This is a genomic window from Blautia sp. RTP21359st1_E11_RTP21359_211015 (assembly GCF_040910705.1).
Taxonomy (GTDB): Bacteria; Bacillota; Clostridia; order Lachnospirales; family Lachnospiraceae; genus Blautia_A; species Blautia_A fusiformis.
The window spans coordinates 30,801-53,849 of the sequence record NZ_JBDGAB010000003.1; the positions used below are offsets into that span (position 1 = coordinate 30,801).

Here is a 23,049-nt window from a genome sequence, read left to right on the forward strand (position 1 = left end):
TCTTTTGCAAATAAATGGGAAAAGTAGTAAAATAAGGATAGAATCCTCAGTGAGAAGCTCCTTGTCTGGATATATAACCTGGCAGGGAGCTTTCATTAGAGCACAATAAGCGCCAGGATAACAAAAGAAAAGTAAAAAAATGAAAGGAAGTGGAAAAATGTTTGAAACAGGCGAATATGTTGTGTATGGTCGTACCGGCATCTGCCAGGTAACAGGAGTTACCACAATGAGGGTGGATGGTTCCTCCGGCGAGAAGCTTTATTATGTACTGAGGCCCGGAGGAGAAACAGATGGGAAGATATTTACACCGGTGGAAGGTGGAAAGCAGGTGCTTCGCGGAATCATTACGAGGGAAGAAGCGGAGAGGCTTATCGATGAGATCCCATCCATTGAGACACTGAGTATTGAGAATGAGAAATTCCGGGAGGATAGCTACAAGAAATGCATCCGTACCTGTGAATGCAGAGATCTTCTTCGGATCATCAAGACGATCTACGTCAGAAAACAGGCCAGATTATCTCATGGCAAAAAAACAACCGCTACAGACGAGCGGTATCTGAAGCTTGCAGAGGATCATCTCTATTCTGAATTTTCCATGTTACTGGATATCCCCAAAGAACATATGGCAGATTATATTGAACAGCGAGTACACCAGCAGGAGGAAGCCGAAGAACAGGTATGCGCTGTTTGACAAAGCAGAGCGTATCTGCTATGGTATTTCTGGTAACCTTCCAGAAATCCTGTATCTGTGACAGAAGCTTCACAGGAAGTGGAGAACAGATCCAGGATCAGTCTGAATGTTATAAAGAAAAGGAGATGCCAGAGAAATGAGAGAACAGCTTACCCGCAAGGATGTTGAAAAAATAGAGCAGGAGATCGAACACCGTAAACTGGTAGTACGTAAGGAAGCCATTGAGGCGGTCAAGGAGGCACGTGCCCAGGGAGACTTAAGTGAGAACTTTGAGTATTATGCAGCCAAGAAGCATAAGAATCAGAACGAGAGCCGCATCCGTTATCTGGAGAGGATGCTGAAGACGGCATCCATTGTATCCGATGCTTCCAGATCTGACGAAGTAGGAATGGACGATATCGTGGAAGTTCTTTTTGAAGAAGATAATGAGGTGGAGAAGTACAAGCTGGTTACTTCCATCCGCGGAAATTCCATGGAAAACCGTATCAGTATTGAATCGCCTATCGGCAAGGCACTGCGCGGTCATCGTGTAGGAGACCGGGTGGAAGTAAAGGTCAATGATGATTACAGCTATTACCTTGTAATAAAATCCATCGACAAGACCGGATCTGAGGATGAGGAGATCCGCGGATTCTGATCACAGATCGCAGGGCAGCTCTGCTCATGAGCATGCAGCTCAGCGGAATGAGAATATCCGCAGCACAAAACACATCATAAGGATAAAAACCACTGTACGATATATAGGACAGAGAGATCCTGACGGGAAATCGGTTTCCCGTAACAGGATCCTCTGTTTTATTTTTTTTACACAGATTTTACATTCCAGTGGGGAAAATTTTACAATAGGCCGCTATTATGAAAATCGTTGAAATGAGAAAAAAGGAAATCAAACATATCAAAAAGAGAAAGTGAAGGAGAGTATTATGGACTTTTTCAGCGTACTGGCATTGCTTGGCGGCCTTGCTATTTTCCTTTATGGAATGAACTTAATGGGAGACGGGCTTGCGAAGGTTGCAGGCGGAAAGCTTGAGCGGATCCTGGAGACACTTACCTCCAATCCCATCAGAGCCGTTCTTCTTGGAATGGGTGTGACTGCAGTGATCCAGTCATCCTCGGCAACTACCGTTATGGTCGTTGGTTTTGTAAACTCGGGAATCATGAAGCTGTCCCAGGTTGTGGGAATCATCATGGGTGCCAATATCGGTACTACCGTAACCTCATGGATCTTAAGTCTTACAGGTATCCAGAGTGATAACTTTATTATCCGGCTTTTTAAGCCGACGTCATTTTCACCGATACTGGCACTGATCGGCGTGGTTCTGATCATGTTTACAAAAAGCCAGAAGAAAAAGGACGTGGGAGCGATCTTTGTAGGCTTTGCGATCCTGATGTATGGAATGAATGCCATGAGCGGAGCTGTGGAACCTCTTGCAGAGGTACCGGAGTTTACCGGAATGCTGGTGAAATTCTCCAATCCGATCCTTGGAGTTGTGGCCGGAGCAGTGCTGACAGCGATCATTCAGTCGTCCTCCGCATCGGTTGGTATCCTCCAGGCACTGTGCCTTACCGGAATGGTACCGTTCAGTGCAGCACTTCCTATTATCATGGGACAGAATATCGGTACCTGTATCACTGCGATCCTTTCAGCCATCGGAGCCAGCAAAAACGCAAAACGTGCGGCTATGGTCCATCTGTATTTCAATCTGATCGGAACCATGCTGTTCATGGCAGTATTTTATGCGATAAATGCAGCAGTACATTTTTCATTTATGGCACAGGCAGCGACTCCGGCCGGGATCGCGATCCTGCACAGTGCCTTCAATATCACGGCAACTCTTGTTCTTCTTCCGTTTGGAAAGGCTCTGGAGAAGCTTGCCTGTCTTACTATCCGCGACAGGAAGGAAGAGGAGGAGAAGGTGGCAGCAGATCCGGATTTCATGATCCTGGAAAGCCGTTTTCTGGAGAAACCTGCATTTGCAGTTGAGCAGAGCAGGAATGCAGCGAAAAAAATGGCAGAGGATTCTCACAGAACTCTGTTTACAGCCCTGGACCTTCTGAAGAATTTCAGCGCAGAAGGAAAGGCTCTGGTGGAAGAAGCAGAGAAAAAGGTAGACCGTTATGAGGATGAACTTGGAACCTATCTTGTAAAACTGAACCAGAAGGATCTTTCCGTTCATGACAGTCACAGTGTTTCCATCATGCTCCACTGTATCGGTGATTTCGAGAGGATTTCCGATCACGGTGTGAACATCATGGAATCCGCACAGGAGCTTTATGAAAAAGGCCTGAAGTTTTCGGATAAGGCGCTGGAAGAGTTACGTGTCATGGAGCATGCGGTGGAAGACATTGTAGATATTGCTTACAAGGTTTACGAAAATCAGGATGTGCAGCTTGCGAGAGAGATCGAGCCACTGGAGGAAGTAATCGATGAACTCAGCAAGGAACTGAAGTACCGGCATATCCAGAGACTTCGCGCCGGAGAATGTACCATTGAAATGGGATTCATCCTGTCCGATGTGACTACCAGCCTGGAGCGTGTGGCAGATCACTGTTCCAATATCGGTGTTTGTGTGACACAGGTTCATGAAGATGCTTTTGATACACATCAGCACCTGAAGCAGATCAAACATGGGCCGGACGAAACCTTCTACCGTGCGCTGGAGGTGATCCGGAATCAGTATCAGCTTCCGGAAATAAAGGATGAGCAGGCGGCAGCCCAGATGGCAGCGGCAGGCAGCCAATAAAAAGATATCGAAATGCTATGCCCTGGTTATCTGTATCAGCAGACGGCCAGGGCTTGTGCAGTAAAAAGAAAGCAGTTATACTGAAGGCATGGAACAAAAAAGACCAGACGATTATGAAGTGCCAACGGCAAAAAACGAACAGAGAGGATATAGAATGATCTACTGTGTGGAAGATGAGAGAAATATCAGAGAGCTTCTTGTCTATACCCTGGAGACAACAGGCTTTGAGGCAGAAGGTTTTGAAACCGGGGCAGAACTTGACACAGCCATGAAAAAAAATATGCCGGAACTGATCCTGCTGGATATCATGCTCCCGGGTGAAGATGGGTATAATATTTTGAAACGACTGAAAAGTGACACCAGGACCCGGGATATCCCGGTGATCATGGTCACAGCCAAAGAAGCGGAGTTTGACAAGGTAAAAGGTCTGGAGGGCGGCGCAGATGATTACATCACCAAGCCCTTCGGGATGATGGAATTTGTAGCCAGGGTCAAAGCGGTCCTTCGGCGCTGCGCAAGGCAGAGCGAAGAGAGAGAGCTGTACTGTAAGGATCTTCGTGTCAATGTGTCCCGTCACGAAGTCAGCTATCAGGGTGAGGTGAAGGAGCTGACCAGAAAGGAATTCGAGCTTCTGGAATATCTTATGGAGAACAAAGGACTGGTCATGTCCAGAAACCAGATCCTGTGCCATGTGTGGGGCTATGATTTTGACGGAGAAACAAGGACTGTAGATGTTCATGTACGGACTCTCCGACAAAAGCTGGGGGAGGCCGGAAATCTGATTGAGACAGTGCGTGGCGTGGGATACCGGATCGGAGATCATGTATGAAAAAGAAAATTCTGCATCATACAAGCATTATGATCATTTTTGCTGTTCTTGTCACGTTTCTGGCAGCAAGTGTGGTCACCTACAATAAATTAAACACATACATGCAGCGGGGAGTCCGTGAGGAAGCGCAGTATATCTGCCTTGCCATGGATGAGTACGGAGATTCCTTTCTCACAAAAAAGCTTCGGACAGTATCATCAAGTCGTGTGACTCTCATCCGTAAAGACGGAACCGTTCTCTACGATTCTGAGGCCTCTCCGAAAAAACTGGCAAATCACAGTGATCGTCCGGAATTTATACAGGCAGAAAAAAATGGAAAAAGCGAAAGTATCCGTTATTCAGAAACCTTTGCAAAAAAGACCTTTTATTATGCGGCGAAGCTGGATGACGGAAACGTGCTCCGTGTAGGAAAAACCGTAGACTCCATATATTCCACCTGGATCTCAAGTCTTGCTGTGCTGGGACTTCTGATGCTCCTGGTACTGATCCTGGAGTTTGTTTTTGCACAGAGACAGACCAGAGAGCTGATCCGTCCGGTCAACGATCTGGATCTGGAGCATCCGCTGAACAATGTGTGCTATGAGGAGCTGCGTCCCCTTCTTGTGCGGGTGGATGAACAGAACCGGCAGATCCGGCAGCAGGTAAAAGAACTGAAGGAGGCAGAGGAGATCCGGAAGGAATTTTCTGCAAATGTTTCCCATGAGCTGAAGACCCCGCTGATGTCCATTTCCGGTTATGCGGAGCTTATGATGAACGGCATGGTTCCGGCAGATCATATACAGGAATTTTCCGGAAGGATCTACCATGAATCAATAAGACTTTCCAATCTGGTAGCGGATATCATCCAGCTTTCCAGACTGGATGAAAGCAACAGTGAGGTTCCTTTTGAAGAGGTGGATCTTTATGAGCTTGCGGAAGACGTAAGAAATAATCTCAGACATCCTGCCGGAAAGAAAAATATTTTCCTTGAGCTTGCCGGAAGTGCAGAGAAGATCAAGGGTGTCCGCCATGTACTCTATGAGATGCTTTTTAATATTGCAGACAATGCAGTTCGCTATACAGAACAGAATGGTCATGTGCGGATCATGGTAGGCAACCGGAAAGGGCATCCGTTCTACTGTGTGGCAGATGACGGGATCGGAATCCCGAAAAGTGAACAGGGAAGGATCTTTGAGCGCTTTTACCGGGTAGACAAAAGCCATTCCAGACAGACCGGCGGAACAGGTCTGGGGCTTTCCATTGTGAAGCATGGAGCAACGCTTCATCATGCACAGATCAACGTGGAAAGTGAACAGGGAGTTGGAACCAGGATGGAGATCGTTTTCCCGGAGAATACTTCTGACCGAAAATAAACTGAAAATAATCAGTAGGATTTCACGGTGAAGTGTAGTATAATAAAAAAAGGTTCAAAGGCCGGTCGGATGAGAATCTGACCGGCTTAAACTATGTATGGGAAAAAATCCCTGTATTTCTAAAAATCAGGAGGAACAAGATTATGAAAGAGCCGGTTCTGGTAGTAATGGCAGCAGGAATGGGAAGCCGCTACGGCGGACTGAAACAGATCGATCCTGTAGATCAGGAAGGTCATATCATCATGGATTTTTCCATTTATGATGCCGTACGTGCAGGCTTTAAGAAAGTGATATTCATCATAAAAAAAGAGAATGAACAGGATTTCCGCGATGCCATCGGCGACCGCTTAAGTGACAAGGTGGAGATCGTTTATGTGCATCAGGATCTTAACAACATCCCGGAAGGCTTCCAGGTTCCGGAAGGACGTGTGAAGCCATGGGGAACCGGACATGCGGTATTAAGCTGTGCCGGAGAGATCGATGGACCGTTTGTGGTGATCAATGCAGATGATTATTATGGAACCCATGCCTTTAAGATGGCGTATGATTTCCTGATCCAGGCCCAGGAGGACACCGTACCTGCCCAGTATATGATGGTAGGCTACCGTCTTGAGAATACCCTGACAGACAACGGCTACGTTTCCAGAGGTGTCTGTGAGACAGATGAAAATGGATATCTTGCAGATATCAATGAGCGAACACACATTGAGAAACGTGACGGCGGAGCAGCCTACACAGAGGACGATGGAAAAACCTGGACAAGTCTCCCGGGAGAGACTCCGGTATCCATGAACATGTGGGGATTCACCGGCGGATTTATGAAAGAGCTGGTAAAACGCTTCCCGGTATTCCTTGAAAAGAGCATCCCGGAAAATCCTCTGAAATGCGAATATTTTCTTCCGTTTGTAGTTGACGAGCTCCTTCAGGAAAAAAAGGCAGCAGTCAGGGTCCTTACCACACAGGATAAATGGTACGGAGTGACCTATAAAGAGGACAAACCGGTAGTGGTAGCCGCGATCCAGAATCTGAAGGATCAGGGACTTTATCCGCAGGGACTCTGGGATTAAGTAGTAAACCTGGTTTTCTGCTATTGTGGAAACAAAGGAACAGTGCTAAAATAAACAGGAACAGTTAGATCCAATAGAGGAGGAGAAAAACTATGGCAATTTTAGTAACAGGTGGAGCAGGATACATTGGAAGTCATACCGTTGTCGAGCTGCAGAGCGCAGGATATGATGTTGTAGTAGTTGACAATTTATGCAATTCCAGTGAGAAGGCTCTGGACAGAGTATCCAAGATCACAGGCAAACCGGTGAAATTCTATAAAGCAGATATCCTGGACCGCGAAGCATTAAATGAAGTTTTTGACAAAGAAGAGATCGACTCCTGTATTCATTTTGCAGGACTGAAAGCAGTTGGTGAATCTGTTGCCAAGCCGTGGGAGTATTATGAGAACAATATCGCAGGAACCCTTACTCTTGTAGACGTGATGAGAAAACATAATGTTAAAAATATTATTTTCTCTTCCTCAGCAACCGTGTACGGAGATCCGGCAATGATCCCGATCACCGAGGAGTGCCCGAAGGGACAGTGTACCAACCCATATGGCTGGACCAAATCCATGCTGGAGCAGATCCTTACAGACATCCAGAAGGCAGACCCGGAGTGGAACGTAGTTCTTCTTCGTTACTTCAACCCGATCGGTGCTCATAAGAGCGGAACCATCGGTGAGAATCCAAATGGTATCCCGAACAACCTGATGCCATATATCACACAGGTAGCAGTAGGCAAGCTGAAAGAGCTTGGCGTATTCGGAAACGATTACGATACACCGGATGGAACAGGTGTCCGTGACTACATCCACGTAGTAGACCTTGCCAAGGGCCATGTAAAAGCTCTTAAGAAGCTGGAAGACAATTCCGGATTAAGCATCTACAACCTTGGAACCGGAAAAGGCTACAGTGTTCTTGATATCGTTAAGAACTTTGAGGCAGCTACCGGCGTCAAGATCCCATATGTGATCAAACCACGCCGCCCAGGCGACATCGCAACCTGCTACTCCGATGCAACCAAAGCTGAGAAAGAGCTTGGCTGGAAGGCAGAGAACGGAATCCGCGAGATGTGTGCAGACTCCTGGAGATGGCAGAGCCAGAACCCTAATGGATATGAGGCTTAAGGAACAGAAAGCTTAATTACATAAAAACATAAAAGCGATATAAAACACGGCAGACAGCCCCGGAGGGATGTCTGCCGTGTTGTTTTTTTGAGGGTAAAAAAGTCGCTTATCATTTCCATAAGCGACAAACAGGCCGGAAACCCGTATAAATGAGGACTTCCGGCCTGCTTTGACCATAATTCTGACTGCTAATAGTTCAGCTTTTCCATGCACTTCTGCTTTTGTTTTATGCTACTGTGCACATAAATATCCATGGTGATCTTGACGGACGAATGTCCCAGAATTTCAGAAAGTGTCTTGCTGTCAAATCCCATTTCCGTACAACGGGTGGCAAAAGCATGCCGGAGAGAATGAATGTTGATACTGGGGATTTCACATTGCTGAAGGAGCTTCTGGAATTTACGCTGTATATTTCTGGGCTCCATACATTTACGATTCGTACCCGTCAGCAGGTATGAATCAGGTTCAGCAGCAATCCGCTCCATTTTTTTCAATAAAAAATCAGGGATTGGAATATCCCTGATGGATGAGACTGATTTAGGAGGACCTATCATTAAAACAGTTTTGGGTTCTTCATCAGATTCACCAGAATAATCAAGATTTTTTATCCGTGAGATCGTTCGCCTTATATGTAGCAGCTTTTTATCAAAATCAATATCTTCCCACCGGATACCGCTGAGCTCGCCAACGCGGATCCCTGTATAAATACATAGCAGGATACCGATGGAAAATTCTGAGTCCTCAGCAGAGAGAACTGTGATCAGCTTTATGAGATGTTCATGAGAAATAAGCTGAAACGGACTGGTATTTATTTTGGGATACCGAAATTCCAGCTGTGAAAGATTCAGATACCCCTGTTTTTCACCATAGCGTAAAATACTGTGGAACAGGATCAGAAGATTTTTGATGGTACGTGGCGAAAGCCCCTGCTGTTTCAGCTTTTCAGAGAAGGAATATACAGAAGCAGAAGAGATGTATTTCAACGGCATATCACCAAATTCCGGAAGGATATGTGTATCAAGAAGTGTTTCGTAGCAGGCATAGGTGCTGAGCTTTACAGCATAACGCATGGATAACATCCATTCTTCACTGAGGTTTCGAAATACATAACACTTTCCCGGAGAGTTTTGAAGATTATTCTGACATAAAACAGCCAGCTTTTTCTTTTTTACAGCCTCGTATGTACGACCATACAGATATCCGTACTGGATCCGTCCATTCTGGTCACGACATTTTTCATAGCGTGCTTCCCATCTTCCGTCTTTCCTTTTTCTGATATTTTCCCCTTTTCTAGGCATAATCGTAGTCTCCTTTTCGCACTATTATAGCAAAAGTCTGACCATTTTTGTGACCACTAATAAGCGAAAAAAAGGAAAATTTGTCGTATATAAAAAAATTTAACCGAAAAAACCTGCATTTTTGGTCGAAAGTGGTGCATTTTTCGTATCTTGACAGTGACAGGGTGCAATGCTATCATTGATTAAGATTCAAAAACTATGCAATTTGAGAGAAAATCACCTGTCGCTTATGGAAATGATAAGTGACAAAAATAATAATTTAGATAAGTTATATTATAATGATTTCTCTTTGCAAAAAACGGAGAACCAAAATGAAAGAACCGGAAACCGGCAAAAAAGAAAACACCGGAAAAAGCGGCTACAGCATCACAACCTGGCGACTGCATCTCTGGTGCAGACATCCGGAATGGCTGCGGACCACACAGGAATTTTATAACCGGATCGCTGAATTTTATTACAACCTGCTTCTGGATCATACGGATCTCTGGGAACTGGGAAGCCAGCAGACTTTACGCGAGCTGGAGATCATGAGCATTCCGGGACGAGGCGGACGCATACCATCAGATCCCCTCCCCTGGCAAAAGGTTCCACTGTATTTTCGAAGAGCAGCAGCCAATGAAGGAATTGCTTCAGCCAAAAGCTATATCAGCCGTTTTGCCCAGGATGAGAAGATCGGCAGAGCCGAGAAACTAAATGCAGCAGTTACCTATTACAAAGGAATGTATCAGGATTTTTCCGCTAAAGAGATCACGTTGCGTGTCTGGACAGGAGACACATGGACCTGGATGCATTGCCGGCTGTCAGGCAGAGACTTTCCGGAAAACGCTAGACTCATGTCACCATCCGTAGTTTTTGAATACAAATATGACATGCTGCATGTTCCAGTACGTCAGAACAATGAAAATACAGCAACCGTACGTCAGAGGATGCAGGCAGGATGCAGGATACTCTGTATTCAGTTTACAAACAGTGATGCCTTTGCAGCAGGCGTTGTTCTGGACGGAACCGGTCAGGAGATTGCAGTGAAGTTCTGGAAAGGCGGAAAGGAATACAGTCACCATTGCAGAAAGCTTCTGGAAAAGATCCAGAAGTCCCAGGAAGCAACCGGAGGCAGACAGACAGGCAGAGTTGATCAGAAATACTGGATGCATCTGAAACATCTTTCTGAACACTATGGACACCAGGTCACAAGCCAGATCTTACGTTTTGCCGTAGAGCAGGACGTCTCCGTGATCGTACTTCCACGTTATAACCAGGAATATTCCAGAAACGTCATGAAAGGCTCAGGAAACTGGGGCTCGCTCCACTTAAGCACCAGGATTCGCCAGTACCTGGACTACAAAGCCTGGAAAAACGGAATCATTGTTATCGAAGTTCACGCCACCGGCATCAGCAAAATTTGTGCAAAGTGCGGTGCAGAAATCATTCGGACTGACACCAGAACAGAACTATGCTGCTGTGCCAACGGACACCAGACGAACCGATATCTGAATGCTGTGAGAAATCTCGGGAAAAAGTGCCTGACACAGTTTGGACGTGGGGCATGAAGGGAAGAACAAAGGAAACAGAACAGAATATCAGTATGAAAAGCGAGCAGGTGGATTGACCTTATGGCATGTCAGAAAACAGATGTCATAAGGTCAGTGCATCGGCTTTGCCGTGCTGACAAAAAGAAAGCGAAAGCAAAACACGGTGTATATCAGTGATAAACACCGTCGGGTTGAATACCGCCTGTCGTGTGTGCGCCTGAAGAAGGTGTGGGCACGGCGAAGAATGTGCCGGCTTTTGAGTTGGGGAGTGTATTCGAAGTTATTTTAATAATTGATTGTAGTATGTTTTAAGAATTTTATTATTCGAAAAAATTTTCAAATGATAAAAAAGATGACTTTAATACTTAATACATAACAACATGTTTTACAGGATTGATTGGTTTAAATTTATTTGCAAAATTTATTATTTACAATATTGATAAATGACTGAATTTTATATTGTTATATTTCATGGTGTTAGACAAATATTTATATATTTGCAATTTGAAAATAGCAGCATTTGAAAATTGGCCAATGATAATCAAAAGATAATTTATATGGAGATTATTTATAAAGTGAGGAGATAAGTAATTAAAAAATGGAAAAAAAATTAAATGATACACAGGAATATATTTTATCTGTGTTAAATTCGGTTATCAAGGCAACTAATGAAATGAATGTGAAATGTTATATGCAAGGTGGGACAATGCTTGGGGCAATTCGCCATGGAGGATTTATCCCATGGGATGATGATGTTGATTTAGGAATAATGAGAAATGAATATGAAATCTTTTTAAAAAATGTCAAAAAATATCTTCCGGGAAATTTAGAATTAAGAACTTATTGGGATGAAAGTGATCATCATTATTATTTCGCAAGAATTGTAGATAAAAGATATTTGATCAAACGTATGGGCAGTGCAGAAATTAGATATGAAAACGTTTGGGTAGATATTTTTCCGTTAGATGGTATGCCGTCAAATATATTTGCTTTAAAAGTTCATCAATTTAGATTGGCATTGGCACGTTTAATGTATCATCTTTCCTGTATAAAAAAAGTAAATATAAAACGTCCTGGAAGATCGGCAATTGAAAAAGCTGTTATTAGTATTGCACTTAAATTTCCAATAGATCGAGCTCTTGATACTAAAAAATGTTTGGATAAAGTGGATGTATTGCTGAAAAAATATCCGGTTGAGGAATCAAAATGGATTATTAATTTTATGGGACAAACATCATTTAAATATACAGAAATGATTGAGAAAAGCATATATGGAAAAGACACATGGTATGCATTTGAAAATATTAAATTACTTGGACCAGAAAAGTATGATCAATATTTGAAATCGCTTTATGGAGATTATATGACACCACCAAAAGATGCTGATAAAAATGCACATGTATCAGAATTGGTTAAACAGGAGGAAAAATGAGACTTGGAGATATTGCAAAAAAATCGTCTTTAAAATTAAAAATGATATCAGAAGAAGAACTTGTTGATCTTCATAAAGTTTTACTTCTGATGTTAGATGATTTGATAGAAATATGTAAAAGAAACAATTTGCATTTTATCTTGATTGGTGGAAGTGCAATAGGAGCTTTACGCGATAAAGGATTTATCCCATGGGATGATGATATTGACATAGCAATGCCGAGAAGAGATTTTGAAAAGTTGTATAAAATAATAAAAAAACAATATAGTTTTAAATATTCTATGTTACATCCTCAGGACAAAGAGAATTATGGACGTATACTTCCTAAAATTCGACTTAAAGGGACGGAATACAAAACTATTTTGGAATATGATCTTAATGAATCCGGTATATTTATTGATATTTATACGATAGAAAATATTCCAGATTCCAAAATAAAAAAATGGGGTCAGGGAATAATATGTATGTTTATGGGGTTTGCATTATCATGCAGAAGAATGGCTAAAGGATATAAAATATTTAAAAACTATCAGAATGGTATTTCATTCAAAGTTAAGGCTTTGATTGGATGTATTTTATCTTTTGGTTCTATTGAAAAATGGGCAATATGGACAGATTATTGGTATTCCTGGTGTAAAGATGAAAATTCAAAATATGTGGGGATACCCGCAGACGATTTTCATTATTTTGGAGAAATATATAAGAGATCTGAGTTTTGCAGTTACAAAGAAATAAAATTTGAAGGGAGAAATTGTCTTATTCCTTCAAACTACGATGCATATTTGAAAAGACGGTATGGAGAATATATGACACCTCCAGATATGGATCATCATGATAGAAATTGTTATCTTGTTTACAATTTAGGAAAATACAAAAAGGAGATTTAAGCTATGTTAAATTTTACAGTTGGACCAGTAATGTCATCAGATGTAGTTCGTAAAATTGGGGGAGAGCAGGTTCCTTATTTCAGAACATCAGAGTTTTCAAATGTAATGTTGGAAAATGAAAAATTCATGTTAGAGTATGCGAAAGCACCAGTAAATTCAAGAGCTGTCTTTATGACTTGTTCCAGCACAGGATCAATGGAGGCAGTTGTTGTGAATTGTTTTACGAAGGAAGATAAAGTAATAGTTATTGATGGTGGCAGTTTTGGACATCGTTTTGTAGAACTGTGTGAAATACACGAAATCCCATATGTTGCAATAAAACTTGAACAAGGGAAAAAACTTACGAAAGAAAAATTATATGAATTTGACGGACAGGATTTCACTGGATTATTAGTTAATGTAGATGAAACATCAACGGCCGTACTCTATGATACAATGATGATTGGTGAATTCTGTAGAAAAAACAATTTGTTTTTTGTGTGTGATTGCGTTTCTTCTTTTTTGGCTGATCCGTTTAATATGGCTGAGTGTGGGGCTGATGTTATGATTACTGGTTCGCAGAAAGTATTAGCTTGCCCTCCTGGAATTTCTATTATAGTTCTTGCACCTAATGGAGTAAAACGTGTTCAAAATTCTAAAACAAAAACTATGTATTTTGATTTAAAAGATGCTTTAAAAAATCAGGAACGTGGACAAACACCATTTACTCCGGCAGTTGGTATTTTACTTCAAATTAACGAGAGATTAAAAGAAATTAAAAGATTGGGTGGCGCAGATGCAGAAGTGAAAAGAGTTGCAGAACAGGCTAGAGATTTTAGAGAGAGAATTAAAGATTTACCATTTGAGTTGGTTTCAGAAAGTCCAGCTAATGGTGTGACATCAGTTCATCCAACAAATGGTAATGCATATGAGATATTTTTAAAACTTAAAGATGAATATGGAATTTGGATTTGTCCAAATGGTGGAAAAATGAAGAATACTATTTTTAGAGTAGGACATATTGGTGCGCTCACTCATGAAGATAATAAAACCCTTGTTGATGCATTGAAAGATCTGCAAAAAAAAGGAATTTTATAAAAATGAAAAAGGAAATTAATTATGATAAAAGTGATAACTTATGGTACATATGATTTGCTTCATTATGGACATATCAGACTTTTAGAAAGGGCAAAAGCGCTAGGAGATTATTTGATAGTTGGAGTTACAGCGGATGATTTTGATAAAAACAGAGGAAAAATCAATGTTCAGCAGAGTTTAAGTGAAAGAATTGCCGCAGTACGTGACACAGGATTAGCAGATGAAATAATTGTAGAAGAATATGAAGGACAAAAAATAGATGATATCAGACGGCTTGATGTTGATATTTTTACGGTTGGCTCTGACTGGGTGGGATATTTTGATTATTTGAAAGAATATTGTAAAGTTGTTTATTTAGAAAGAACCCAAGGAATATCCAGCTCAGAAATTAGAAATGAGAAACGTGCAGTTTCATTAGGATTAGTAGGGGAAGGTTCTTTTATTAATAAAGTAGCAATAGAGTCTTCTTATGTAAATGGTTTAAAACTTTCAGGAGTTTATGCAGTTGATTATACACAGATTGGTGATACATTAAAACGTACTTCAACATATGAATCATATGAAAAATTGGTTGAAATTTCTGATGCTGTTTACATACGTTCTAATCCCATATTACATTATAAACAGGTTAAATATGCACTGGAGAAGGGGAAACATGTATTATGTGAAGCTCCTATAGCATTAAAGACTGAAGAATGCAGAGAATTATTTCAATTAGCAAAAAAGAATAGGTGTACGCTTGTGGAGGGGATTAAGACAGCATATTCTACAGCATATTACAGACTTGTCCTACTTGCTAAGACTGGAAAAATCGGAGAAATAATATCTGTTGATGCTACATGTACTAGTATAAAAAAACATATTCCAAATATTGATATTGCATGGAATAGTATGTCTGAATGGGGACCGACTGCATTATTGCCAGTTTTTCAGATTCTTGGTACAAATTATGATAAAGTAGAGTTTACTGCACGTTTTTTGGATGATGAAAGGTGTTTTGATACTTTTTCAAAAGCTTCTTTTATATATCCGCATGCTGTTGCTTCGATAAAAGTTGGGTGTGGAGTAAAATCCGAAGGGGAATTAGTTATTTCTGGAACAGAAGGTTATATTTATGTACCTGCACCATGGTGGAAAACAGATTATTTTGAAGTTAGATTTGAAAATTCAAGCAATAATAAACGATATTTTTATCAATTAGATGGTGAAGGAATACGTTATGAATTAGCTGATTTTGTAAAAACAATTGAAAAAGGAAAAAGTAGTTTATATATTTCTGAAAAAGTATCTGAAGAGATAAGTAATATTATGGAAGCGTTTCAGGTTGGAAATAATTTAATTTGCATTTAAAACAAAAGAGGATGAAATATGTTTAGTATAATAGTTCCAGTGCATAATGTAGAAGCGTATGTTGATTATTGTATAAAGAGTATTATATCTCAGTCTTTTTCAGAGTTTGAATTGATTTTAGTTGTGAATGCATCTGGTGATGGAAGTTATAAGATATGTAAAAATTGGGAAGAGAAGGATAGTCGTATACATGTAATTTATACAGAAGTTCCAGGTGTATCACATGCTAGAAATTTAGGCTTAAAGGAAAGCAAAGGCGAGTGGATCATTTTTGTTGATGCAGATGATTATTTGTTGCCAGACGCTTTATATTTGTTTAATGAAAAAATAAAGAGCAGTAATGATGATATTGATTTAATTGTTGCAAATTATACACAGGAAAATTTGACATCTCACTTGTCAAATAGGGAAGTGATAATTGAAGCAAAGGACTGTATGTTAGCATTATTGGATTCACCGAAATATTTTAATAAAATGGAAAGTGGATTAACATATAGAGCTGATGTATTAGGTGTGAATTGGGCAAAGGCTTTTAAAAAATCAGAAATCGTAAAAAACAAAGTTAAATTTGATGAATCAATTACGATTTTTGAGGATTTCTTATTTAACTTAGACTATATTATAGGTATAAATAAGATTAAATGTGTAGATATACCAGTTTATTTTTATAGAGTAACAGAAGAGTCATTATCAAGAACAATTTCTGTAAATCGAGTGTTAAAAAGAATTGATTTTATAAATTTAATGTGTAAAAAAGATGTTCCTTCAGTATTAGAAACTGCGTTAGATTTTAATATCGCACAAAATGTTTTGAGAACTATTGTCGCGATGGGAAGAAGTAAAAAAGATTATAAAGAGGTATCTACTTCAGTCCGTACACTTTTGAACAAAAATGATATAAAAAAAATCATATCAGAAGTAAGAAATAATAATTTGTCTAATGGGAAGTTTCAGAATTTTGCATATATAATTATTTTATCATTTTTGAAAAAACATATGTATTTTATAGCATTTAAAATAGGAGTTGTGTATTGTAAAATTAAACATAAGGATTAAAAAGCTACATATTTGAGAAATATACAATTTTTAAGTTGAAGCATAAAAAGTGACTCAGAGTGTTAAAGGTTTTTAAAATGTGTTTTCAGAGTGCGTTTTTTATTAGGTTAATTTATTGGACTATTGTTTGGGTGTTATATGGGAATATGTTTTAAATAATAACAGAATGATAATGTGAAATAGAAAGTGAGTAAGAATAATGATGCTTGAGGAAGACTTGAAAAGCTTTGAGGCAATGGTGGGGTTTGCTTTATTTTGTATAGCAGTAATGTTTGGTGAGTTTTTGGATATTATTCCTGATCCGTATGGATATATAAAGTATGTTATTTGGATATTGTCAATTATAATTACATGGCATGCGGGATGCACAAACAGAGTAATGAGAATTAATAAAAAAGTGTTTATATATTTGATGCCATGGTTCTTATTTATTTTGATATATATACTTGTATATAATCGTAGTATATATAAACATAGTTTTTATACTACTTTTAGATGGTTGTACTATTTTTCTTTTGTCTTATTATTGCCAATGGTTAAAGAATGTGTATATCCTAAGTTGATTAATGTTTTAAAAGCAATATCGGGAATATATGTTTTCGGAGTTTATTTCTTTTTGATTTTTCCATATAAATACAGAATAATGCGTAATATTTGGGGATATTGGCCAACAGGAACAGACGGTGGAACAGTTGGCTATCATGCAGGGTTTGCAAATCATTATTCTGAAAATGCAATGTACATTGTTACGACATTTATCATTATTGTTGCCCAATTTTTGGTAGCGACTGATCGTTTAAAGAAAAGATGGTTGTCAATTCAAATGTTAATTGTTGCTTTTGCACTTGTTGCGACTACAAAAAGAGCACATGTGTTATTTGGAGTAGTTGCATTAATTTGTGCATATTATTTATTTAAACCGGAAAAGAGAATGACAAGGTCATTTAAGATATTACTTGCCTCTGCTGTTGGGCTGATTGTGTTATATCTTTTGTCTTTTTCAGTACCTGAAATTAGTGCAATATTTGAAAGATTTTCACATATAGGATCTGATGAAGAGTCGAATACAAGATTTATGATGTGGGCATTGGCACTAAAAAATTTTAAAGAAAATCCGCTTATTGGTATTGGGTGGAATGGATATAAATATCAGTTTTATCATTTTTTATATAATCCGGCAGTTAGAGCAGAAAGATATGCTTATTTGAATGCACATAATGTATATTTACAGCTGCTATGTGAAACAGGGATTTTGGGATTTTTAATTTTTATGAGTGGAGCTATAGAACTATTTGTAAGGACACTAAAATTACTTAAAAAAAATATAAGAGATAGTTTTTCAATAGGATCTAAGGGGACTATATTTTTTGTGTTAACAATGCAAATTTTCTTCTGGCTGTATTCTTTAACCGGTAACTGTTTATATGATACAATGTTTGGATTTTATTCTGTTTCGATAGGCTTTGTATTAGGCTATTTAGTTCAAAAAAAGAATATAAAAGAGGAAATATATAATGAAAAAGATAGGAATATTAACATTTCATAATGCTTGCAATTATGGGGCTTTTCTTCAGACGAAAGCTTTATCAGAGTTTATAAATGAGCAGTGTGAAAGAGAAGTTTATATAGTTGATTATAAGAATAAAAGTATAATTAATGATTATTCTGTACGTAATGTGTTCAATTTTAATCAAGGGTTAAAGACAATTATTTTAAAGCTAATGAGATTGCCAGATATACTAAAAAGAAATAGTATATTTAATATGTATCAGAAAGATACATTTAAATTGGTAAAAGTGAACGATATATCAGAATACAAAATAAGTAAGGTTGTAGTTGGTTCGGATCAGGTTTGGAACTTGGAACTTACAGGTGGAGATTTAAATTATTTTCTTCCTTTTGTTGAACCAGAATGTAGGATTTCTTATGCAGCCAGTGTAGGGCATGTGGGTGATAATATTGATAAAAAAATATTTGAAGAAAAATTATCATTGTTTGATTCGATATCAGTTCGTGAAAAAGAATTAGCAGATATGATTAACAGCCTTAATATTAATAAAAAAGCTGTTATTTGTATGGACCCAGTTTTTTTGAAAAGTAAATTAGCATGGAAAGAATATATAGCTGATACAGATATAAATATAAATTTTCCGTATATACTTGTCTTTATTATGGGAGTTTCTAAGCAGGCAGATTATATTGTAAGAAGAGCGTTAGAAGTTGGGAAAAAAAATAATTGCCAGGTTATATTAATTGGAGATCAGGAAAGATGGTACAAATATCGACAGGTAAAACATTTTGGTGTAGCAACACCAAGAGAATTTATCAAATTAATTGATAGTGCCAAGTGCGTATTTACCAATTCTTTTCATGCTACGGCTTTTTCTATTATTTTAAATTCATCTTTTTATACTGAAATGAATATTAGCAATAATGGACGTATTGAATCACTTTTAAATTTAGCGGGATTAGAATCCAGAAAAATGTATGATGGGAAATTAAACTCATTATATACAACAAAAATTAATTGGGACATAGTAACTAAAAAATTACAGCCCGAAATAGAAAAATCCAAAAAATTTCTTCAGGTAAATTTATAATGAATTCTTGAAGTTGATATCAGTAATATTAAATGAAAGGAAAAGATTTATATGGGGCGTAGAGCGGAATTGGCGAAAAATACGGCAATACTTACCGTAGGGAAAATATGTACTCAGTGTATTAGTTTTTTCCTTCTTCCATTATATACCGCAATATTATCAACGGAAGAGTATGGTACATTTGATTTATTGGTGACATATTCAACATTATTGCTTCCATTAGTGAATTGGCAGCTTGATCAGGGATTATTTAGATTCATGCTGGATTTACGAGGAAACAAGAAGAAAGAAAAAAGCTTATTTTCAACGTTACTTTGTTCAAGTATTATACAATCTTTTATTTATTGTATAATTTTTGTTTTGTTGATGCCGTATTTAAAAATAAAAAATGCATATTTTTTGTTAAGTTATGTTATATTACAAGTATTTACAGCACTCTTTTTACAATTTGTGAGAGGATTAGGAGAGAGCGTTAAATATACAATTGCTTCTTTTATTTCAGCAACTGCAACAACGGTTTTAAATGTAATTGTTCTTGCAATATTGAAAATGGGATTGCAGGGATTGTTTATTTCTACTTTAATTGCACAGATTGCAACTCTTATATATTTGATTTTAGCATCTAAATGCTGGCAATATATTTCGATAAAAGAAGTAAGGATATCAATTTTCAAAAAAGTAGGAACATATTCTATTCCTCTCATTCCTAATGATTTAGCATGGTGGGTGATAAATGCTTCAGATAGAATGGTTATTTCACAGTTTTTATCAACAGCTGCGAATGGCATTTACTCTGTTGCAAATAAATTTCCAAATGTATTTATAAGTTTTTATAATATACTTAATTTATCATGGACAGAAACCGTTTCACTTCATTATAATGATAAAGATAGAGATGAATTTTTAACGGAAACAATGACTTCTTTGTTTAAACTATTTGCAGCAGCTTGCTTTGGAATTGTAGCATGTATGCCTTTTATTTTCCCAATTATGGTTAATAAAAAATATGCATATGCGTACGATCAAATTTTAATTTTAATGTATGCAATGCTTTTTCGAGTATTGGTTGGTTTATATAGTTGTATATATGTCGCACAGAAAAATGCTAAAAAAATTGCATATACATCAATTTCAGCAGCAATTATAAATCTTGTAGTTGACGTAATTTTAATTAATAAAATTAGGATATTTGCAGCTTCAGTATCTACATTAATAGCTTTTGTTATAATGTTTTTAGTACGTTATATTGATGTTAATAAAACGATACATATGAAAATTAAAAAAACGATTATTATTGGAAGTATTGCAATAGGAACAATGTTGATTGTAACGTATTATTGTAATAATAAGGTGATTCAGTTTATATCACTTTGTATTACTGCAATTTATGCGATAGCTACTAATATTGATATGTTAAAATTGGGAATTGAACTTGTTAAAAAGAAATTATGCAATAAAAATGATAGAGGAATAAATGGAAGAAAAAAGAAATAACAGCATTGATAATTTGAAAGCAATATGTACTTTTCTGATTATATGTATTCATGTTCCTTTTCCAGGAGAAATTGGAGCATATTTTATAACTTTGACTAGGATAGCTGTTCCTATTTTTTTTATGATAACAGGATTTTTTTATTTAGATATAATATTTTACCATAAGGAAGTAAAACAAATTAAAAAAATTTTAAAACTGCTGATTGAAGCAAATGTGATTTTTTTAATTTGGAATATATTATGTAAAGTGTTTTGTGGTAAGAATATAATTCATTATTTGCAATCCACTATAACATTGAAAAATATTATTAAATTTGTAGTATTTAATGAATCACCGTTGGGAGTACATTTGTGGTATTTGGGTGCTGTTTTTTATGTTTTATTGATTGTATTTTTTTTGGACAAATTGAAACTGAGAAAAATACTATATATTTTAGTACCTTTTCTACTTATCATTGATTTAGTATTTGGAAAATATTCACTGATCATTTTTCATCATGAATTTCCATATATATTGGTTAGAAATTTCCTTTGTGTGGGAATACCTTATTTTTGTATTGGAAACATTATTAGAGAAAGAAAGTATGCTGAGAAATGTAATAAAAGAATACTTCAAATAATGATTATTGTGTTTGCGATAAGCAGTTTTTTAGAAAGATTTATTTTGGTGAAAGCTGGTGCGAATGCAACAAGAGATCATTATATTAGCACGACATTTTTAGCAATCAGTTTCTTTGTATATGCACTTAAAAGTAATTGGAATAATGAGATTTTGGCTTTGATTGGAAGAAGGTATTCCACATGGCTTTATATTATGCATCCAATTTTTATTACGCTCTTGTCGATGGTGGCAGGAAAATTCGGAGTGAAATCAATTTATAGATGTGTTGCACCGATTGTGGTTTATTGTGTAACGCTTGTATTTCTTATCGTTCTGCAGAAGGTCAAGATTGTAACGAAGAGCAAATAATACGTGGGGAGGAACAGCTTATGGTGGATTTGATAGATACAATAGTATATGCAGGAAGGTTAAAAGACAAATCTGCCTTGAGGAGCAGTTCTTCTGGTGGCGCATTTACTGCACTTTCTGACTTCTTTCTGGAAAATGGTAACGCTGTGGTGGCAGCAATCTATAATTACGAGAACCACACTGCAGAATTCCAGATGATTCTGAATAAGAACCAGCGTGAAAGAGCAAAAGGGTCAAAATATATGCAGAGCAAGCCAGGTTACATTTACCGGGAAGCCTATAATTGGTTGCTGGAGAACCCAGAAAAAGAGTTGCTCTTTGTTGGCATGGGATGCCAGTCTGATGGATTTCGGAAGTTCAGCGAAATAAAAGGAATCCGAGACCAGGTGTACATAGTAGATATTATCTGTCATGGATCTCCAAGCCCAAAGCTGTGGAGAGAATATGCAGAAGCCATTCAGAAGAAGGACGGAGAAATAACATACCTCACTTTCAAAGATAAGCGCAACGGTTGGAAATCTCCAACAGCTTATGTGAAAGTCAATGGAGCAGAGAAGTCGATTAAAGATTATGTGAAAGTGTTTTATAATCGGTGTGCATTGCGGCCGTCCTGTTATGAATGTCCTTATGCTACCACAGAAAGAACAACAGATATGACCATTGGCGATTTCTGGCATATTGAGGAGACGATTCCAGACTTCTATGACCCTAACGGCAATTCGTTATTCTTGATTCATACAAATCGAGGAGAAGAGATGTTTGAAAAGATTCAGGGAGACTTGGATTGTAGATTGAGTAATACAACACAATGCTGGCAGGCGAACCTTGAAGCACCGACCAAGAAGTCTGAACAAAGAGAAGAATTTTGGAGTGATTACCAAAAGAAAGGAATTGATTTCGTGATGAAGAAATATGGAACAGTTTCAATAAAGAAAAAAATAAGGAATAAGATTTTCAAAATATTGAGAGGGGAATGAACTAAGTGCCTTCAATTATTTTGGTTACTCCGAAAGGCAGGCAGTATAGTGAAGTGGAAGTAAGCTAAATTACGATATACAAGAGAAACTTTCAGATTTGGAGGTATTGAGGTGAAGAGCGAGGTTAAAACATTTTGAGAAAGATTAAGCGAAAAATCAAAAGGTGGGTGGTAAAAATTGGAAAAAGAGATTCCGATACTATATAAAAGAAAAGAAGAATGTTGCGGATGCACAGCCTGTCATGCAATTTGCCCGAAAGATGCCATTTCGATGGTAGAGGACGAAGAAGGATTTGAGTATCCTCAGATTGATGAGAGCAAGTGTATACGCTGTTATCAGTGTATTAAGATATGTCCAATGAAAGTAGAATGAGCATAGTAAAAATAAATTAGATGAAAATAATATTACTTATCAGGGGGGAGGTATCGGTTCCCATTTTTGCGATGGTATCAAGTTGTTGAAGTTGGTTGACGAACAGGGGCATATTATCATGGATTATTCAATTTATGATGCAATCGAAGCATGACCTATAAAGAGGATGTTGCAATTGTAAAAGAGAGTTTTCGTGATATGCTGGAGCGTGGTGT

21 protein-coding genes and 1 pseudogene are annotated in these 23,049 nt (G+C 37.8%); 21 read left to right on the forward strand and 1 reads right to left on the reverse strand.

What is annotated here, in order from left to right:
• Positions 1-157 precede the first annotated feature (157 nt).
• From AB5026_RS01645 to galE, 8 genes are all read left to right on the forward strand, one after another.
• Positions 158-691: a CarD family transcriptional regulator gene (locus AB5026_RS01645; RefSeq protein ID WP_110102861.1), complete on the forward strand. Its 534-nt coding sequence runs from the start codon at positions 158-160 to the stop codon at positions 689-691.
• The gene (locus AB5026_RS01650) at positions 679-831 is read left to right on the forward strand and encodes a hypothetical protein (protein WP_368212623.1); all 153 of its coding nucleotides are present in this window, start codon (positions 679-681) and stop codon (positions 829-831) included. The genes AB5026_RS01645 and AB5026_RS01650 overlap by 13 nt, the downstream gene beginning before the upstream one ends.
• Positions 828-1,328 (forward strand): transcription elongation factor GreA, encoded by a 501-nt coding sequence (greA, locus tag AB5026_RS01655; protein WP_015527340.1) that lies wholly within the window; start codon positions 828-830, stop codon positions 1,326-1,328. Before AB5026_RS01650 ends, greA begins: the two co-directional genes overlap by 4 nt.
• Positions 1,329-1,614: 286 nt before the next feature.
• Positions 1,615-3,435 carry a Na/Pi cotransporter family protein gene (locus AB5026_RS01660; protein ID WP_022427064.1) on the forward strand — a complete coding sequence of 607 codons (1,821 nt, stop codon included), beginning with the start codon at positions 1,615-1,617 and terminating at the stop codon, positions 3,433-3,435.
• 154 nt (positions 3,436-3,589) lie between these two features.
• Positions 3,590-4,264 (forward strand): winged helix-turn-helix domain-containing protein, encoded by a 675-nt coding sequence (locus AB5026_RS01665; RefSeq protein WP_022427063.1) that lies wholly within the window; start codon positions 3,590-3,592, stop codon positions 4,262-4,264.
• On the forward strand, positions 4,261-5,616 hold the full coding sequence (locus tag AB5026_RS01670) for an ATP-binding protein (RefSeq protein WP_368212624.1): 1,356 nt from the start codon (positions 4,261-4,263) through the stop codon (positions 5,614-5,616). Before AB5026_RS01665 ends, AB5026_RS01670 begins: the two co-directional genes overlap by 4 nt.
• 143 nt (positions 5,617-5,759) lie before the next feature.
• The gene (locus AB5026_RS01675) at positions 5,760-6,683 is read left to right on the forward strand and encodes a sugar phosphate nucleotidyltransferase (RefSeq protein ID WP_021652265.1); all 924 of its coding nucleotides are present in this window, start codon (positions 5,760-5,762) and stop codon (positions 6,681-6,683) included.
• Between the two features lie 92 nt (positions 6,684-6,775).
• Positions 6,776-7,792, forward strand: coding sequence for a UDP-glucose 4-epimerase GalE (gene galE, locus AB5026_RS01680; RefSeq protein WP_015527335.1), 1,017 nt, complete (start codon positions 6,776-6,778; stop codon positions 7,790-7,792).
• A 188-nt stretch (positions 7,793-7,980) separates the two neighbouring features.
• On the opposite strand, the gene AB5026_RS01685 is transcribed toward galE, so the two are convergent.
• Positions 7,981-9,090 carry a site-specific integrase gene (locus AB5026_RS01685; RefSeq protein WP_288245289.1) on the reverse strand — a complete coding sequence of 370 codons (1,110 nt, stop codon included), beginning with the start codon at positions 9,088-9,090 and terminating at the stop codon, positions 7,981-7,983.
• 311 nt (positions 9,091-9,401) lie between these two features.
• On the opposite strand from AB5026_RS01685, the gene AB5026_RS01690 reads away from it, so the two are divergent.
• The 13 genes and pseudogenes from AB5026_RS01690 to AB5026_RS01750 all read left to right on the forward strand — a co-directional run.
• On the forward strand, positions 9,402-10,637 hold the full coding sequence (locus AB5026_RS01690) for a transposase (protein WP_288245288.1): 1,236 nt from the start codon (positions 9,402-9,404) through the stop codon (positions 10,635-10,637).
• A gap of 580 nt (positions 10,638-11,217) precedes the next feature.
• A complete protein-coding gene (locus tag AB5026_RS01695; RefSeq protein ID WP_288245287.1) occupies positions 11,218-12,051 on the forward strand; it encodes a phosphorylcholine transferase LicD in 834 nt (277 codons plus the stop codon).
• The gene (locus AB5026_RS01700; RefSeq protein ID WP_288245286.1) at positions 12,048-12,938 is read left to right on the forward strand and encodes a phosphorylcholine transferase LicD; all 891 of its coding nucleotides are present in this window, start codon (positions 12,048-12,050) and stop codon (positions 12,936-12,938) included. The genes AB5026_RS01695 and AB5026_RS01700 overlap by 4 nt, the downstream gene beginning before the upstream one ends.
• A gap of 3 nt (positions 12,939-12,941) precedes the next feature.
• Positions 12,942-14,015, forward strand: a complete 1,074-nt coding sequence (locus AB5026_RS01705) for an alanine--glyoxylate aminotransferase family protein (RefSeq protein WP_288245285.1) — start codon at positions 12,942-12,944, stop codon at positions 14,013-14,015.
• A gap of 21 nt (positions 14,016-14,036) precedes the next feature.
• The gene (locus tag AB5026_RS01710) at positions 14,037-15,365 is read left to right on the forward strand and encodes an adenylyltransferase/cytidyltransferase family protein (protein ID WP_288245284.1); all 1,329 of its coding nucleotides are present in this window, start codon (positions 14,037-14,039) and stop codon (positions 15,363-15,365) included.
• A gap of 18 nt (positions 15,366-15,383) precedes the next feature.
• Positions 15,384-16,421 (forward strand): glycosyltransferase family 2 protein, encoded by a 1,038-nt coding sequence (locus AB5026_RS01715; RefSeq protein WP_288245283.1) that lies wholly within the window; start codon positions 15,384-15,386, stop codon positions 16,419-16,421.
• 199 nt (positions 16,422-16,620) lie between these two features.
• On the forward strand, positions 16,621-17,967 hold the full coding sequence (locus AB5026_RS01720; protein ID WP_288245282.1) for an O-antigen ligase: 1,347 nt from the start codon (positions 16,621-16,623) through the stop codon (positions 17,965-17,967).
• Positions 17,936-19,021 (forward strand): polysaccharide pyruvyl transferase family protein, encoded by a 1,086-nt coding sequence (locus tag AB5026_RS01725; protein WP_288245281.1) that lies wholly within the window; start codon positions 17,936-17,938, stop codon positions 19,019-19,021. Before AB5026_RS01720 ends, AB5026_RS01725 begins: the two co-directional genes overlap by 32 nt.
• A gap of 51 nt (positions 19,022-19,072) precedes the next feature.
• Positions 19,073-20,515 carry a lipopolysaccharide biosynthesis protein gene (locus tag AB5026_RS01730; RefSeq protein WP_288245280.1) on the forward strand — a complete coding sequence of 481 codons (1,443 nt, stop codon included), beginning with the start codon at positions 19,073-19,075 and terminating at the stop codon, positions 20,513-20,515.
• Positions 20,496-21,485 (forward strand): acyltransferase, encoded by a 990-nt coding sequence (locus AB5026_RS01735; RefSeq protein WP_288245279.1) that lies wholly within the window; start codon positions 20,496-20,498, stop codon positions 21,483-21,485. Before AB5026_RS01730 ends, AB5026_RS01735 begins: the two co-directional genes overlap by 20 nt.
• Positions 21,486-21,505: 20 nt before the next feature.
• Complete coding sequence (locus tag AB5026_RS01740; RefSeq protein WP_288245278.1) at positions 21,506-22,462, forward strand: Coenzyme F420 hydrogenase/dehydrogenase, beta subunit C-terminal domain; 957 nt, start codon at positions 21,506-21,508, stop codon at positions 22,460-22,462.
• Between the two features lie 177 nt (positions 22,463-22,639).
• Positions 22,640-22,834 (forward strand): 4Fe-4S binding protein, encoded by a 195-nt coding sequence (locus AB5026_RS01745; protein WP_288245277.1) that lies wholly within the window; start codon positions 22,640-22,642, stop codon positions 22,832-22,834.
• Between the two features lie 31 nt (positions 22,835-22,865).
• A pseudogene (locus AB5026_RS01750) lies at positions 22,866-22,985 on the forward strand (nucleotidyltransferase); the annotation flags it as partial.
• Positions 22,986-23,049: the final 64 nt, after the last annotated feature.

Excerpts from the sequence above, each read along its gene's own strand:
- AB5026_RS01645 (WP_110102861.1), top strand. The coding sequence starts at position 158 with ATGTTTGAAACAGGCGAATATGTTGTGTATGGTCGTACCGGCATCTGC.
- AB5026_RS01650 (WP_368212623.1), top strand. The coding sequence starts at position 679 with ATGCGCTGTTTGACAAAGCAGAGCGTATCTGCTATGGTATTTCTGGTA.
- greA (WP_015527340.1), top strand. The coding sequence starts at position 828 with ATGAGAGAACAGCTTACCCGCAAGGATGTTGAAAAAATAGAGCAGGAG.
- AB5026_RS01660 (WP_022427064.1), top strand. The coding sequence starts at position 1,615 with ATGGACTTTTTCAGCGTACTGGCATTGCTTGGCGGCCTTGCTATTTTC.
- AB5026_RS01665 (WP_022427063.1), top strand. The coding sequence starts at position 3,590 with ATGATCTACTGTGTGGAAGATGAGAGAAATATCAGAGAGCTTCTTGTC.
- AB5026_RS01670 (WP_368212624.1), top strand. The coding sequence starts at position 4,261 with ATGAAAAAGAAAATTCTGCATCATACAAGCATTATGATCATTTTTGCT.
- AB5026_RS01675 (WP_021652265.1), top strand. The coding sequence starts at position 5,760 with ATGAAAGAGCCGGTTCTGGTAGTAATGGCAGCAGGAATGGGAAGCCGC.
- galE (WP_015527335.1), top strand. The coding sequence starts at position 6,776 with ATGGCAATTTTAGTAACAGGTGGAGCAGGATACATTGGAAGTCATACC.
- AB5026_RS01685 (WP_288245289.1), bottom strand. The coding sequence starts at position 9,090 with ATGCCTAGAAAAGGGGAAAATATCAGAAAAAGGAAAGACGGAAGATGG.
- AB5026_RS01690 (WP_288245288.1), top strand. The coding sequence starts at position 9,402 with ATGAAAGAACCGGAAACCGGCAAAAAAGAAAACACCGGAAAAAGCGGC.
- AB5026_RS01695 (WP_288245287.1), top strand. The coding sequence starts at position 11,218 with ATGGAAAAAAAATTAAATGATACACAGGAATATATTTTATCTGTGTTA.
- AB5026_RS01700 (WP_288245286.1), top strand. The coding sequence starts at position 12,048 with ATGAGACTTGGAGATATTGCAAAAAAATCGTCTTTAAAATTAAAAATG.
- AB5026_RS01705 (WP_288245285.1), top strand. The coding sequence starts at position 12,942 with ATGTTAAATTTTACAGTTGGACCAGTAATGTCATCAGATGTAGTTCGT.
- AB5026_RS01710 (WP_288245284.1), top strand. The coding sequence starts at position 14,037 with ATGATAAAAGTGATAACTTATGGTACATATGATTTGCTTCATTATGGA.
- AB5026_RS01715 (WP_288245283.1), top strand. The coding sequence starts at position 15,384 with ATGTTTAGTATAATAGTTCCAGTGCATAATGTAGAAGCGTATGTTGAT.
- AB5026_RS01720 (WP_288245282.1), top strand. The coding sequence starts at position 16,621 with ATGATGCTTGAGGAAGACTTGAAAAGCTTTGAGGCAATGGTGGGGTTT.
- AB5026_RS01725 (WP_288245281.1), top strand. The coding sequence starts at position 17,936 with ATGAAAAAGATAGGAATATTAACATTTCATAATGCTTGCAATTATGGG.
- AB5026_RS01730 (WP_288245280.1), top strand. The coding sequence starts at position 19,073 with ATGGGGCGTAGAGCGGAATTGGCGAAAAATACGGCAATACTTACCGTA.
- AB5026_RS01735 (WP_288245279.1), top strand. The coding sequence starts at position 20,496 with ATGGAAGAAAAAAGAAATAACAGCATTGATAATTTGAAAGCAATATGT.
- AB5026_RS01740 (WP_288245278.1), top strand. The coding sequence starts at position 21,506 with ATGGTGGATTTGATAGATACAATAGTATATGCAGGAAGGTTAAAAGAC.